We start from the raw sequence: 14,005 nt of genomic DNA, 5'->3' as shown, positions 1-14,005 counted from the left end.
CTCTCGTCAAAGCTGCGAATTTCGTGAGTGACACGAGTTGAAGATCAGCATCGTCATAACGGTCTACAATTACGAACGCTACGTCGGGTTGGCAATCGACAGCGCATTGAATCAGACGCGTCCGGCGGATGAGATCGTTGTCGTCGACGACGGTTCGATCGATGGTTCCCGCCAGATCATCGCCGCCTACGGTGACAGAATTCGAGCGATATTTCAGGCAAATCAAGGCAACATCGCCGCGTTCGAGGTTGGCTATCGCGAAGCGAAAGGCGATGTGCTGCTGTTCCTCGATGCGGACGATATCCTGATGCCGACGGCGATAGAAAACGTCGTCGCGCGCTGGAACGAGGGTGTCTCGAAAGTTCAATTCAATCTGGAAATCATCGATGGCGCTGGCACGCCAGTTGGGCGCTCGTTTTGTGCGTTTCCCAAATCCTATACGTCAGATGACGTCCGCGCAGAGTTTGTCCGGTCGGGAACGTATATCTGGCCAGTCATGTCGGGAAACGCATATTCCCGAGCGTTTCTTCGCCAGGTCATCCCACTCAATCCGCCGGTCGGATACGATGGTGCCCTCAACACGATCGCGCCCCTCTATGGGGATGTTGTCACCGTGCAGGCAATCTTGGGGCAATATCGGCTTCATGGCAGAAATATCAGTCGGAATGACGCGAAGGGCCGTGCGCAACGCTTTCCCGATTTCCCCAGACAGATCGGGTTTCGCGTCAAAGAGTTCGACATCCTGAAGGCGCATTGCGACAGGAAGTCGGTGCACGTGCAAGCTGCGAGGCCAATCGATAACGAGATCGTCTTTATCAACTATCGCCTCGCGTCACGTAAATTGGGACTGAGCTACGTCGGCCAGGACGCGGACACGTCCAGTTCGCTGCTGTGCCGTGGGATATGGCTTGCCCTGACCAAGACGACCCAATGGCGCGCCGCCGCGTCTCATATCGTCTGGTTTACTGCGCTATTCTTGAGCCCTTCCTGGCTTTCATACCGGCTGATCATGCTCCGGTTCAACAGAGCTGAACTCCTGAGGCCGCTCCTGAGGTTCGGCAGCGTCATCCGACGCAGGCACGCCTGAGTGCAGCGTAAGGTAGCTCGCCTTGTGAGATCCTCGTCGCACGCCCTCTAGGCGTCAATCACACACTTTCGATCGTGCGAATTGTCTCAGGCATCGGCCCGTGAAGACTGGTTACGCCGGCAAGGCGGGCTCGAATGCGCCTGTCGGACTGGCGAAGACGAATATTTTCTGACAAGCGCAGAACATATTCCTTTGATTTCCGCGCAAACCATGCCGCCCGGTCGATCGCGGTAGGTGCACGGGCAGAGTCTGCCGCCTTCGCAATCAACGACGGCATTGTCAGCTCGAGGCACGGGAATGGGAACAACGCATAGTTGTAGAGGCCATTTGCCCAGAAGCGGTCCATCTCCCAGTCGATAGGTCGATTGATCGTCGTCACGCTGTCGATGAAGCGACGCGCGGCGCGGCTTGATATCAGATAAGCCTGCGTTCCCATCGGCGCACGCTCGAACCGCACCAATTCCCGCTGGTCCAGCCAGGCCACATGCTTGCATGGCGCCATGTGTCGTCCGTATAGCCGGAGATAACCGATCTCGGCAGCCTTGCAGATATCCGGAAGCGAGCGAAAGCTGAATCCGGCATCGAGAACGACGTCGTCTTCCACCACAAGAGTCCAGGAATCGTCGGCGTCCGATGCCGCCAATTGCGCCATGACGCTCATGTGGCTCGCTGCGCAGCCGATCTCAGCCCTTGAAAGGCCCCTGCCCCAAAAGCGCACGGTCAGCGCTTCATCATATTGCGGGAGCCCCTCGGCCGGCACACGCAAGGCATCAAAGAAGGTCCAGGGGATATCAAGCGAGTCCAGGTTCGCACTTGTGCGCTCGCGGCGATGGGAACCGGCCAAACTAATCGCCACAATGCTGAGTTTGCTGCCCATTTAATCAGTCCGACGCTGTCGACTTGGAACGCACATGATCTCGAAACGATTAGCGCGAACTTGTTGCTGCTGACAAGGATTGGACGCGCGTATGGGGGCTGCCATTCTGCTGACCATGTTTCATATTCCTATTGCGTAAACTTGCTGCTTTGCTGAAGCGGCTTCAATTCGGCCGCCTTGGAGCGCACCAAAAGTTCCTCAGATGCGAGCGAAGATGCGCAACGGCGCTCAGGCCCAAGGTTGCGACGATCTCAAGCCCAAGACTCTCAAGCCCAAGAGTCTCAAGCCGAAGAATCTCAAGCCCAAGAGAGGTGTGGATGCCATCAAAGCGTCGAACCAATGGCACCATTGCAGCACTGTTCGGCGCATCGTTGGTCTTGGCCGGCTCAGCACTTTATCTTGGCCTGAACAACGATGATCTAAGACAGCGCCTGGAATCGATCTCGCCCTTCAAGCGAAACAACCAAATCGTCGGTGGCGCCGTCGTCGGCCAGAACGGTAGTGGGTTCTATGCGGGCTATACGCTGTCCTGGGGCGATGACTTTGACGCGCTCGATATCGTTGGTCCGGCAAATCCTCGCGGCAAGTTCTTCCCGACTGGCGCCTATCATCCAGGCATCCGCGGCAATACCACGTCACTAGGGACAGCCTTTGATGCCGACCCGCTGACGACGGGCTATAAAGACGGCAATCGTGGCATCGCTGTTGCATTCGACAACATGTCGGTTTCCAACTCGGTGCTGCGGCTCGGAGCGCGCAAGGCAACGGCGCGCGAGCAGGCATTCCTGACGCCGACCGACCGGTCCATCAACGGCGGCATCCGCCCGCAGCTCTCGGCGATGATCCATACGGCTGGGGCATTCGCATACTACCCGACCACAAACGCCGTCATCGTCGAGATGCGCGCCCGGTTCAGCAGCAAGCTTGCAAATCCGGCCGGCTTTCATCCGGCATTCTGGACCTATTCCGTCGCACCCGTGCTCAATCCGACCGGTAATGAATGGGACCTGGAGTGCAACTCTCAAGGAATGCACTTCAGCAACATCGTTCACACGTCGGGGACCATCTCGACCGACAACAGCGCCGGACCATTCGACTACATGGACGACACGTTCCACGTCTTCAGCTTTGTTTTTCGAAACGGCGAGAATACCCAGCTTTACGTCGACGGTGCCCTTCGATCCCAGTTTGGTGTGGACTCCAATACCAAGAGCATGCCCTCGTTTGTGCTGCTGACGTCACACATTTTCAATAATGTGTTCGCGAACGAGGCGTATAACGCCGCGGCGTGGGCGGGCTCAGCGACAGGCGCCTATTTCGATATCGACTGGATTCGCGGCTGGCGAACGGCGGGCGTCACGCACTGGAAACCGCTGGTTTCGGTCGCCGACCTCAACGTCGACTATGCCGGCGGCGGCAAAGTTGTCTTGCCGAGCGCCAAAGCCCTCTGGGGTGACGCGAGCGTCACCGAATTCGTCCAGGTGGTACCCTACGACAGCGCCGAGCCGGGCATGGCGGACCAGACGACGTTCACGCAATTCCCGCCCGGAATTTCGTACGATGCGACATCGCGCACGATCAGGGCGGACTTCACCACCGGCACCGGCAATGCCGGGCGGTCTCATGTCGTCGTCTATGGCTACAAGCCCGACGGCTCGACGATGGAGCCTCTGCGATTTTCCATCAATCGCGGCCCACGCATGACAACCGGCCCACTTTCGGCTGCCGCGGGCGAGAGCTACCGCCACGATATCTATGAGGAGTGCGACGTCGGCGTCATGACGCCGAAAACCCTGTCCGTCAAAGGACTGCCACAGGGCCTTTCCCTTGACCCTTCCGCCGGACTCATCACGGGCACACCGGCAGCAACAGGGGTCAGCAACCTGACAATCTCCTGCACAAATAACGCGGGCCAGACCGCAACGAGGGCGACCACATTGACGGTCGGCGCGCCCGATCCGGCGGGCCGCCGGGCCGGACGGTGATGCTCGATCGTTACGCTGGATCGGTCAGCGTCGGACCGACTTTGCAGATATCAAGGAAAGTTGCGACGGCCTCGTCCACGCTCGCGCTCAGTGGCCGGGCCAACTTGTCGAAGGGTTTGCTCCACGCATCAACAAATGTGCTGATTTTTCCATAGTTGTTGTCAAGGACCGAGTGCGGCACATTCAACAAAACGCAAAAAATGTGCGTATGAAGCCGGTCCGTGATCACATAGGCGGACGATCCAACCTGCTTCATTCCACGGGCAACACGGTTCGACGCCAAAAGGTGAAACCACCGAATGCGCGCGTCGAGCTCGGACGGCATCCTCCCTTTGAACACGAGAAGGGACGTCTCAAGCAGCGCCTTGAGAAACAACCACTTCCCCAAGCCTCGCTGTTCCGTCAGCCAGTCCTCGACGACGGCAAAGTTCGGAAGCGGACGAGACCTCGTCCGCTCTACCTTCTCGTGATCAGTTCGAAGCAGCAGCAACAATTTTCTCGTTATCTCCGCTCGCGAGTTCTGCGCTCCCAGGCAGAATGCCATGTCCGGACAGAGTTCGACGCGCGCCGAGAATTCCTTTCTCGCGATTTTCAAACTTTGCACGTCTCGGACCAGAATCAGGAATCTTTTGTGAGAATTGATGATGTCCGCCGCCTGCTTGAGGCTTGCCGTCGAGGAGAAGTGTATGGTCTGCGGCAACTGGATGATCTGGCGATCCGGAAACTCCGACAGAAGCTTGAGCCGAAACTCCTGATGGCTTGGCCACAGGTCGCCGAAATTGCCGCCGCCATGGATGAGAATGGGGCCGACAGGAACGGCTTTTTCGAAATCCTCCTTCGACCAGGTGTCGTAGGTGCAAACGTAGGACGGCGCCCTGCCCAGTTTCTTCTCCAGATAGGTCTCTTCACCCAGCCAGATCGCGCTGTCTCCCACATTCGGATGGTTGGGGAAGTCAACCAGCGCAAAGTTCTCGACGGCTTCCAGATGCGGCCCAATGACCCTGTCGATCTCACTCCGCAGTTCTGCGATGAGAGTACGCGAGTCCTTCATGAGATTTTCGGCCATCGTTCTGAACTCTTCGGTGCCGTCGGTCACATCACAGCATCGAACCGTCTCTGATGCAGCGCCAAAAACTTGCATTCGACAAATCCACTTCTGCCGTTGCGGGAGGCGCTCGCTACGGCCGAGTGAACGACGCATCTGCGTGTCGCCAGGAACGCCGGACAGTTTGCACTATCGGGCTCCCCGCGTCAGGCACCAGATCCGATCTTTCGCGCTCAGCCGGGCTGCCTCAATCACGCTCTCGTGTTCCCCTTTGTATCGCTCGTCGGCGCGGAAGCCGACCAGATTCCAGCGCACGGAATAGATCGGCTTAGCAGCCAAAGGCAAGCGTCGGCAACGACGCCCTTACCGACAACACCGCACATATTCATGACAAAAATCAAATCTATTGAAGTCTTAAGGCAGGCAATTGTGTTCATCGCAACGAACCTATCGGGAATGCCGCTTCTTGCAGCAAAGCCGCGCCCGGATACGTGAGCGAGCTCGGAGTCAACCGGATGATTGGTTTGTTGAAGGACTACGTGAAGGCACGCCTGCTCGAGAACAACTTTCTGATATCCGGCACCTCAAAGGAGGAGGAACTCGGAGAGTTTTTCCAGAATCTCTTCCCTGTGGTGACGGACAAGAAACTGATTCGACTGGGCGGATCGGCTGATGGCGGCTATCTGGTTCCGGACGACCTGGATGGATGCGTCGGTTGCTTTTCGCCGGGCGTCTACAACGTCTCCGATTTCGAACTCGGCCTCGCCGAACGCGGCATACCGTGTTTCCTGGCTGACTTCTCGGTGGATGCACCCGCGATCCAGAATGAGCTGCTGGATTTCGAAAAGAAATTCCTCGGGAACGAAAACAACGCCAAGTTCATGACTTTGGAGAACTGGATGTCGAGGAAGGGTCCTCAGACCGGCGACCTCATCCTCCAGATGGACATTGAAGGCGGCGAGTACGAGGTGCTGATTGAAACGAGCGGGGAGTACCTGAAGCGCTTCAGGATGATGATTATCGAGTTCCATTCCTTGGACAGAATTCTCAATCCCATCGGTCTCAAGCTCATCGGAGCAGTTTTCAAGAAGATTACCAAGCACTTCGACGTCGTGCACATCCATCCGAACAACTATTTCGAGCCCATCGAATATAGAGACTTCAAAGTCCCGCCGATCATGGAATTCTCGTTCTTGCGCAAGGATCGTGCTTCTCGTCGGACCCCTGCGAGACGATTTCCTCACGACCTCGACAGGCGAAATGTCACAAACAGGGGTGACGTCGTGCTCCCGAACTGCTGGTTCGCTCCGGAGTGATCAGCCCCGTGGCCGCCCGATGAATTCGCGTCGGTCGCGGATATCGGCCGCGTGCTTGCGCGCACCTGGGCTCGCACTGACGTGGTCGCTCGCTACTCCGCAGCTTGGCGGTTTTCGCTGAGATATGCCTGATAGGCCAGCTTGAGCCCATCCTCGAGCGAGGTCTTGGCGCGCCAGCCCAGTTTCGCCAACCGGCTGACGTCGAGCAATTTGCGCGGAGTGCCGTCGGGGCGCGAGGTGTCAAAGCTGATCTCGCCGGAATAGCCGACGGTTGCCGCGATGACGCGGGCGAACTCGGCGATCGTGATGTCCGCGCCGGTGCCGATATTGACAAGCTCGCCGCTCGAATAGGTCTTCATCAGATGGATGCAGGCTTCCGCCAGGTCGTCAACAAATAGGAATTCGCGCCGCGCGGCGCCGGTGCCCCACACCACGACGTTCTTTGCCCCCGACACCTTCGCTTCGTGGAAGCGGCGCATCAACGCTGCAACGACGTGGCTATATTCGGGATGATAATTGTCGCCGCGACCGTAAAGGTTGGTCGGCATCACGCTGATGAAATTTGAGCCGTACTGGCTGCGATAGGCCTCGACCATCTTGATGCCGGCAATCTTGGCAATCGCGTAGGGCTCGTTGGTCGGCTCCAGCGGGCCGGTGAGCATCGACTCCTCGCGCAGCGGCTGGTCTGCAAGCTTGGGATAGATGCACGAGGAGCCGAAGAACATCAGCTTCTCGCACCGATTGATGTGCGCGGCGTGAATGACGTTGGCGGCGATCGCCAGATTGTCGTAGAGAAACTCGGCGCGCAGCGTGTCGTTGGCAACAATGCCGCCGACCTTGCCGGCGGCAAGGAACACTGCCTGCGGGCGCTTTGCAGTGAACCACTTGTCGACCGCGGCCTGGTTGCGCAGGTCGACTTCGTTCCGGGACACCGTCAGAAGCTCGACGTTTTCCGCCGCGAGCCGGCGCACCAGCGCGGAGCCAACCATGCCGCGATGGCCGGCGACGAAGACGGTCTTGCCGGTCAGCTCAAACCGAGTGCTTGCCATTGGTAACCTCACGCCTGGCCTCGAGGAGATCGCCCGCCACCATTTCCTTCACCAGTTGTGCGAACGGAGTCTTGGATTTCCAGCCGAGCTTTTCGCGCGCCTTGCTGGGATCGCCAATCAGGAGATCGACCTCAGTGGGGCGGAAATAGGTCGGGTCGATCCGAACGACGATCCTGCCTGACTTCTTGTCGACGCCGATTTCCTCGACGCCCCTGCCACGCCATTCGACGCTGCGTCCCACTTCGGCAAAGGCGAGCTCCACGAACTCGCGCACCGAGCGGGTCTCTCCGGTTGCCAGAACGAAATCGTCGGGCCGATCGGCCTGCAGGATCAGGTGCATTCCTTCGACATAATCCCTGGCATGACCCCAGTCGCGCTTGGCCTCAAGATTGCCGAGATAGAGCGATTCTTCGAGGCCCGTCTCGATGCGGGCGACGCCACGCGTGATCTTGCGGGTGACGAAGGTTTCGCCTCGGATGGGGCTCTCGTGGTTGAACAGGATGCCGTTGCAGGCATACATGCCGTACGCCTCACGGTAATTCACCGTAATCCAGTAACCGTACAGTTTTGCGACACCATAGGGCGAGCGCGGATAGAATGGCGTCGTTTCCTTCTGCGGCACTTCCTGCACGAGGCCATAGAGCTCGGACGTGGACGCCTGATAGAACCGCGTCTCCTTCTCCATGCCGAGAATGCGGATTGCTTCCAACAGCCGCAGCGTTCCGATCGCATCGGCGTTCGCGGTGTATTCCGGGCTCTCGAAACTGACCGCGACATGGCTCTGTGCGGCCAGATTGTAGACCTCGGTCGGCCGGATCTGCTGCATCAGGCGGATGAGGTTGGTTGAATCCGTCATGTCGCCGTAGTGCATCAGGAACGGCACGTTGCCGGCATGTGGATCCTGATAGAGATGATCGACACGAGCGGTGTTAAACGAGGACGACCGCCGCTTGATGCCGTGGACGGTGTAGCCCAGGCCGAGCAGATGCTCGGCGAGATAGGCACCGTCCTGACCGGTGACGCCCGTAATCAGCGCGACGCGCCGCTTCGACCTTTCATTCATCTTACTCACCCGACTGCGCGGTTATCGTTGACATTTCCCAGCTTCCCAAACCTGTTGGCGATTACGCTGATGACTCGCAGGATCTCAAGCTCGGGCCCGGTCGGCGAGCCTGCCGCACGCCAGAATCCAAACAGTGACCCGACATAGGCAAGAGCACTCAGGAGAACAACCGCGATCAACCGAACATAGACGTGAGAGTCATGGCCAAAAGATGTGACGAAAGCCCAATTCGTCAGATACCCGACGATGATCATCGTGCAGGTGGATAAAGCAGTCCTGAGATTCACCAGAAATTGCCGCGAGACAGAAGTCTCGATCAGCTCGCGAACTAGAACCATGTTGTAGACGATACCGCCGAGCGTAACCGCCACGCGGGCGACAAGCAGGCCAAGTAACCCTCCTACCCACAAGCCAGCAACGATGACAGGCAACCTCACGATCAGGATCGCGACGTCGCGATGAAATAGCCTACGCGTCTGTCCAAGGGCGAGACCAAGCGGCTGGACGGTCGCGCTGAGCGTATGCAACGCAATTGCACCACCGAGGAGCTGGATCACGATTGTCGCGCCCGCCCAAGCCTCACCCAGCGCGAGCGGCACGAATTGATCGGCAATCAACGCGAAGCCGAACCCCGCCGGAAAGGCGATCACGCATAGCATTGATTGCGCTGACAGATAGGCTCGCTGAAGGGCGGCTTTGTCGTGCCTCAGCTTCACGAACGCGGGAAATAGCGTTCCGGCGAGCGGGTTTGTGGCTTCTCTTGTCGGCGTGGCGGCCAGGTCGCTGCCCAGCACATATCCACCCAGGATGGATTTCCCGAGAAAATATCCGATGATGATCTGGTCGAAACGCCAGTTCAGCGTGCTGACGGCCTGTCCGAGCGATAACCACACGGAGAACGACCATAGGGAGCGGCTGCCCTTTATCCGGAATCTCGGTCGGAACGGCTGGATCAGGTAGGAGGCGACGACGTCGACGAGGTTGGCAACAACGGCCCCGGCGATCAGCGCCCAGAAGCTCCTGAAGCAAATGGCGATCCCGGATGAGACCAGGATGGTTGCGAGCGCCCGGCTGCTACTCGTTACGAATTCCTGCCAGAAGACGAGTCGACGCTGCATCATTGCGAGCATTGGATTTCGAAGGCCGGATATCACAATCGAGCAGCTCAGGACCAACAGGATCGGAATTAAACGGCTATCGCCGTAGGACAGTGACACCGGATAGGCGAGCACCGACAGCAAAAGTGCGAGCAAGCAAGCGCGAGCAAGGCTCAACGTCCACGCCGCATGGAATTGGTCTTCGGTTGGATCCTCATGATGAATGAGCGCCGATGTCAGGGACAGTTCGGTCATCGAGGTCAGAATGGCGATGATGGCGGTCGCGACGGCGACCAGGCCGAAATCTTCCGGCGTGAGCATCCTCGCCAATATGAGCGTGTTCAGGAAGCCGAGACTGGCGACCACCAGCCGGCTCACACCGATCCAGGCGGCTCCGATGGCAATTGAATTTTTCGATAAAGGCAGCCCTGCATGCGCACCAAGTGCGACCATTTTCAATGCTCGCTCATTGGCAGATGGTCTCCAGCGCGCGCTCGAAGACGTCAGGCGCCACCTCGAAATCGAATGGACTGGGCCCGAACGCTCCTTGCGGGCGCGCTCCCTTGCTATGTCCAACGATGTAGGAATATTCTGCGCCCGCGGATGTTGCGATCGTGTAGTAGTAGGGATGAACGTGATCTGACGGTATCAGTTCCAGCACTCTCGTTCCCGGCGAGCAAAAAACGAGATTGGTCAGGCCTGCACCATGTGGGCCAACGACAATCGAGCATTCCGAGAAAAACGCTGCTTCATCCTCGACATCATTAAAGTCGTAAATCTGGAAGCCGAACTTTTTCAGTGCAGGCATCAGTTCTTCTTCGTTGGCGACCTTCCTTTGCCCCTTGCGCGGAACGTATACGCGCCTGTCGTGACGAAGCGGCGACTTAGCCAGCTTCGAGCGGAAGAACTCGATGAGCCAGGGCGCATAGTTTCGTCGCAAGCCCGGAAACGAAGTGCCGATCACGAGGTCGGCCTGAACATCGCCTTGGCCCGCCCACACACATTTGTGCATTGGAATTCCGAGCCGGTGAACGAGTTTGACTGCTGTTCCGGATGTCGGCTTGGGCAAATAGACATGATCGACATCATCGAACGACAGGCCGCTGTTCTGGAAAAGCGCGAGGCGCCCCAGACAATCGAGCAGGAAGTGCCCATAATTTCCTCCCGCGAAATCACTCGCCAGCGAGAGACATGTGCCGCTCAGCGGCAGCGGCGTCCCGTAGGCAATTGAGCGCGGATGGCGAGAGAAGGACGATCCGTACCAGGTGCTCTCGAAGAGCAGCGATCCATCCTCCGTTACGAGCCAGCCATCGGGACCGAGGATGCGCGCATTGTTCAGGCTGAGCACACCCAGCTCAGGCATTCTGTTGTCTACGCTTTCACGGAACCCCGCATCGCGGCTACCGAATTGGATCGGGGCCTTCCGCGCCAGCACCTCTTCCTCGACGGCCGTCCGCCAACTCTGCGGCTGTTCACTTCGCCACGTGCGATGATCACAAAGCCGGCTCGGGCTGCCGCGCAATGCACCACGGAGGATTTGCTTGACCGCGCGAACCTTGGAGTTCATGGACGACCACCATTGCAAGACATCAACTGTTGCAGGCAAGCCCGCATCACGGGCTCACCTGCCGCAGCCAATGCAAAATTCAGACCTGGCTTCGGACAGCGTGCCGATCAGAGCCAGCGCTACTCGATCAGCGACGCACGTGCAGCGACAATAGACGGCAGGATCGGGCTTTTTTGGGTTGGGTCACCGTGGTGTCGCAGGCGACGGGAACTTGTTGGGGGCCGACTTCGCCCGCGACATTCGCCGTCAGCTTGCTGCCCAGCAGGTAGTTTCCTTCGCGCGGTACGGCCGGCAGCGCAAACTCGATCACACTGGCACCATCTTCGCCCTCCTTGCGAGAGACTTGTTGCAGCGGCTTCTCCGCCGATGCGACCATCGCGCCGGTCGTTTCATCGAAGACGTACACGTGAAGCGTTCGATCTGTCGGATAATTCTCCGGGATTTTGATCGGAACTTCGATCTTGAGCGGATCGGTTGTGTTCAGCGACAATACGCCTGCATTCGGCTTCTTGTCCGCTACGACCTTTGTGACGTTGAGGAACGTCGGCTTCGGCATATCGTTGAGCGCTGCCGTATATCCAAAATCTTTCGGATCCGGCGTCACCTCGCTGGGACCGCATTTCCGGCCTCCGCGCTCGGAGGACGTGAACTGGCAGACACGAATGTAGTCGATCTTGAACGTCTGCGGGAAAGCCGCGTCATCGATCCCGTGCCGGCCCGCCCAGGCGGCTCCACCGACAGCGTAATTGAGATCGATGTGCGCCGGCGGCCCCAGTTGACCGTCCTTCCTGAGCCACTGGTACATACGCGTGTAGATGAGGCGGCCGTCCCAGAAGAACGAAATGCGGTCAGGCGCCCAAACGAAGCCCGCAATATGCCAATCCTTGTTCAGGTCCTCCTTGCTGACCATGTCCTGGAACCTGAGCACGAACGAGCTGTCCAGATATGCGTAGGATTGCGGCGTCCACTTGTCCTTGCTCATGGCATTCGAGTGCAGCATGTTCGGCTTGTCTTCCACGCCGTTCAGGACGTACTCGAAAATGTCGATCTCCGGCGGGTGCCAGAATTTTCCATCGATGTCGTAATCGGCTTCGAGCCAGAATGCCGGCCACGATCCCCGCGCATTCGGAAGAAAGACCCGAGCTTCATAATAGCCGTAATAGAATGTCTGGTGGCTTCGGATCATCGCGGAATCGAACGTGTCCGCGCCCTCATTCTTTTTTGCAGTCAGGTTCAGCACACCACCAGACACCACGTGGTTGTCGCGGTAGCGCTGCTTTTCGTCGTTGAAGCGGTCCATCGTTTCGTTGTTGTAGATGTACCGGGTGGCCCACTTGGTTCGATCAAGCTTGTCGCCGTTGAACTCATCCGAAAACACAAGCTCCCAGCCCGCACACCAAGCCGGCGTTGCCGATCCGAGTGCAAGAACTATCGAAGCGGCACGAAGGACTTGTCTGCGCGCGATTGCGATCATCAACGAGATCCTTTCGGTTCGGCTGTTTGCCCCGGCTGGGAAACGCTGTGCCGGTCTAATGCGCAATGACGATGGCAGCGGTGACGCTGCCAAGCGTGAGCCGGCACGATCAAGTGCACTGCCCCTGCGGCTTTTTCCCGAGTTAGATATTCAACTTGCGATCGTTTTGGGGCGCTGACTTGTCGAACGATCAAGAACATTTGACCGTTCGCCGATCAGGTTCCCTCCTCGAGCGCTGTCGAGTCCTTGATGATCGGCCGGACTGCCGGCTTCGCTTCCGAGATCCTGTCGATCCGTTTTCGAATCTGTCCCGTCACCTTCACTTCAAGGAGGCGATGGCTGATCGTTGCAATGATCAGCGACGGCGGAAGCGAGACCAGGAGGAAAAACAGTTGCGATCCGGGCCCCAATGCATCGACCATGCCCGTTCGATACATGATCAGCTTGACCCCGGCCATGACGAGCGGCGGCCAGAGATAAAAACTGAAGCTGATCGTACCCAGCCACTGCATGACCGGCCAACCGAGCATCCTTCCGAGCAGACCGTTTCCGCGCGACACACCCAGCAGGAAAATCGTCCCGAAGACGCCACCAAGTACGACAAATGGAAAGGCAACGATCCAGTCACTGAATGACAGATACGCAGGGGTGACAAGGCCCACATAGTCCGTGGCGCCGGCAAGCTCGAGGCCCCTCCAATCCGTCAGGAACAGCACGAAGAAGATCGCCGGGTACTTCGCCAAGGATTGCAACAATGTCGATGACAGATATTTCTCCGCAATGAGCACGCCGCCGATCATCAGCAGTGCGCGGGGGTAGTACAGGAGAAAGATCAGTGAAGCAGCGGCCAATGCCAGCGCCAGCGGCCGACTGAAGCCACTGATGAAGAAGACGACGGTACATACGCCATAGAACAGGAATTCGTATCCGAGCGACCACGCGGCAGGATTGATCTGGATGATGTCGATAAATGGAGGCGGCGCCAAAAGATTTGCGCCAACCAGCAGCAGACTTGGACCCTTTCCTGACAACCAGCCGAAAAGCGCAATCGCGATCACCGTCACCCAGAGGACCGGAAGAATTCTCGCATAGCGATCAAGAATAAAGGCGACGACCGAGGGCGCCCGATACAGGCTTGGCAGGATCACGATCCCGCTGATGCCGAAGAAAAACTCGACACCGAATTTTCCGGTCTGCAACGCTTCTCCCAACGGCCCCCTGGCAAACAAATCGAACGTAGGGAGTCCGGAATGAACGACGTGATAGACGAATACCATGAGGCAAAACAAACCCCTGGCACCATGAACGTAGGGGTTAAATCTGGCGCTCGTGTCGTGTTCCATGTGGGAAGTCGCTACAGGCTCTAGTATAGAGGATTGACAGCCTCACGAGCGAGACCACGGTCGATCGCGTCCTGCGCCCAAGCGCACCCTACCAACTGAGGC

At 58.1% G+C, this 14,005-nt stretch carries 11 protein-coding genes; 3 read left to right on the top strand and 8 right to left on the bottom strand.

Annotated features, from left to right (window positions below; translation table 11 throughout):
• Positions 1-37 precede the first annotated feature (37 nt).
• A complete protein-coding gene (locus MTR72_RS19085) occupies positions 38-1,087 on the top strand; it encodes a glycosyltransferase family 2 protein (RefSeq protein ID WP_280969426.1) in 1,050 nt (349 codons plus the stop codon).
• Between the two features lie 58 nt (positions 1,088-1,145).
• Here MTR72_RS19085 and MTR72_RS19080 read toward each other — a convergent pair whose 3' ends face one another.
• Positions 1,146-1,964, bottom strand: coding sequence for a glycosyltransferase family 25 protein (locus MTR72_RS19080; RefSeq protein ID WP_280969425.1), 819 nt, complete (start codon positions 1,962-1,964; stop codon positions 1,146-1,148).
• A gap of 317 nt (positions 1,965-2,281) precedes the next feature.
• Here MTR72_RS19080 and MTR72_RS19075 point away from each other — a divergent pair, with 317 nt between their 5' ends.
• Positions 2,282-3,949 carry a putative Ig domain-containing protein gene (locus tag MTR72_RS19075; protein ID WP_280969424.1) on the top strand — a complete coding sequence of 556 codons (1,668 nt, stop codon included), beginning with the start codon at positions 2,282-2,284 and terminating at the stop codon, positions 3,947-3,949.
• Positions 3,950-3,959: 10 nt separating this feature from the next.
• On the opposite strand, the gene MTR72_RS19070 is transcribed toward MTR72_RS19075, so the two are convergent.
• On the bottom strand, positions 3,960-5,090 hold the full coding sequence (locus MTR72_RS19070; protein WP_280969423.1) for a polysaccharide pyruvyl transferase family protein: 1,131 nt from the start codon (positions 5,088-5,090) through the stop codon (positions 3,960-3,962).
• Between the two features lie 419 nt (positions 5,091-5,509).
• Between MTR72_RS19070 and MTR72_RS19065 the strand changes: the two genes are divergently transcribed.
• Positions 5,510-6,310: an FkbM family methyltransferase gene (locus MTR72_RS19065; protein ID WP_280969422.1), complete on the top strand. Its 801-nt coding sequence runs from the start codon at positions 5,510-5,512 to the stop codon at positions 6,308-6,310.
• A 92-nt stretch (positions 6,311-6,402) separates the two neighbouring features.
• On the opposite strand, the gene fcl is transcribed toward MTR72_RS19065, so the two are convergent.
• The 6 genes from fcl to MTR72_RS19035 all read right to left on the bottom strand — a co-directional run bounded on the left by fcl (position 6,403) and on the right by MTR72_RS19035 (position 13,903).
• Positions 6,403-7,359, bottom strand: coding sequence for a GDP-L-fucose synthase (gene fcl / locus MTR72_RS19060; RefSeq protein ID WP_280969421.1), 957 nt, complete (start codon positions 7,357-7,359; stop codon positions 6,403-6,405).
• A complete protein-coding gene (gene gmd, locus MTR72_RS19055; protein WP_280969420.1) occupies positions 7,340-8,422 on the bottom strand; it encodes a GDP-mannose 4,6-dehydratase in 1,083 nt (360 codons plus the stop codon). The genes fcl and gmd overlap by 20 nt, the downstream gene beginning before the upstream one ends.
• A gap of 5 nt (positions 8,423-8,427) precedes the next feature.
• Positions 8,428-9,972, bottom strand: a complete 1,545-nt coding sequence (locus MTR72_RS19050; protein ID WP_280970911.1) for a lipopolysaccharide biosynthesis protein — start codon at positions 9,970-9,972, stop codon at positions 8,428-8,430.
• Positions 9,973-9,985: 13 nt separating this feature from the next.
• The gene (locus tag MTR72_RS19045) at positions 9,986-11,086 is read right to left on the bottom strand and encodes a glycosyltransferase family 61 protein (RefSeq protein WP_280969419.1); all 1,101 of its coding nucleotides are present in this window, start codon (positions 11,084-11,086) and stop codon (positions 9,986-9,988) included.
• 127 nt (positions 11,087-11,213) lie between these two features.
• On the bottom strand, positions 11,214-12,560 hold the full coding sequence (locus tag MTR72_RS19040) for a glycoside hydrolase family 16 protein (protein WP_280969418.1): 1,347 nt from the start codon (positions 12,558-12,560) through the stop codon (positions 11,214-11,216).
• 215 nt (positions 12,561-12,775) lie between these two features.
• Positions 12,776-13,903, bottom strand: coding sequence for an acyltransferase family protein (locus tag MTR72_RS19035; protein WP_341510828.1), 1,128 nt, complete (start codon positions 13,901-13,903; stop codon positions 12,776-12,778).
• Between the last annotated feature and the right edge of the window lie 102 nt (positions 13,904-14,005).

Origin of the sequence: Bradyrhizobium sp. ISRA442, from assembly GCF_038085055.1 — a bacterium.
Lineage (GTDB): Bacteria > Pseudomonadota > Alphaproteobacteria > Rhizobiales > Xanthobacteraceae > Bradyrhizobium.
Note: the sequence above shows the minus strand (reverse complement) of the source record. Positions and strands in the feature narration are given on the sequence as shown.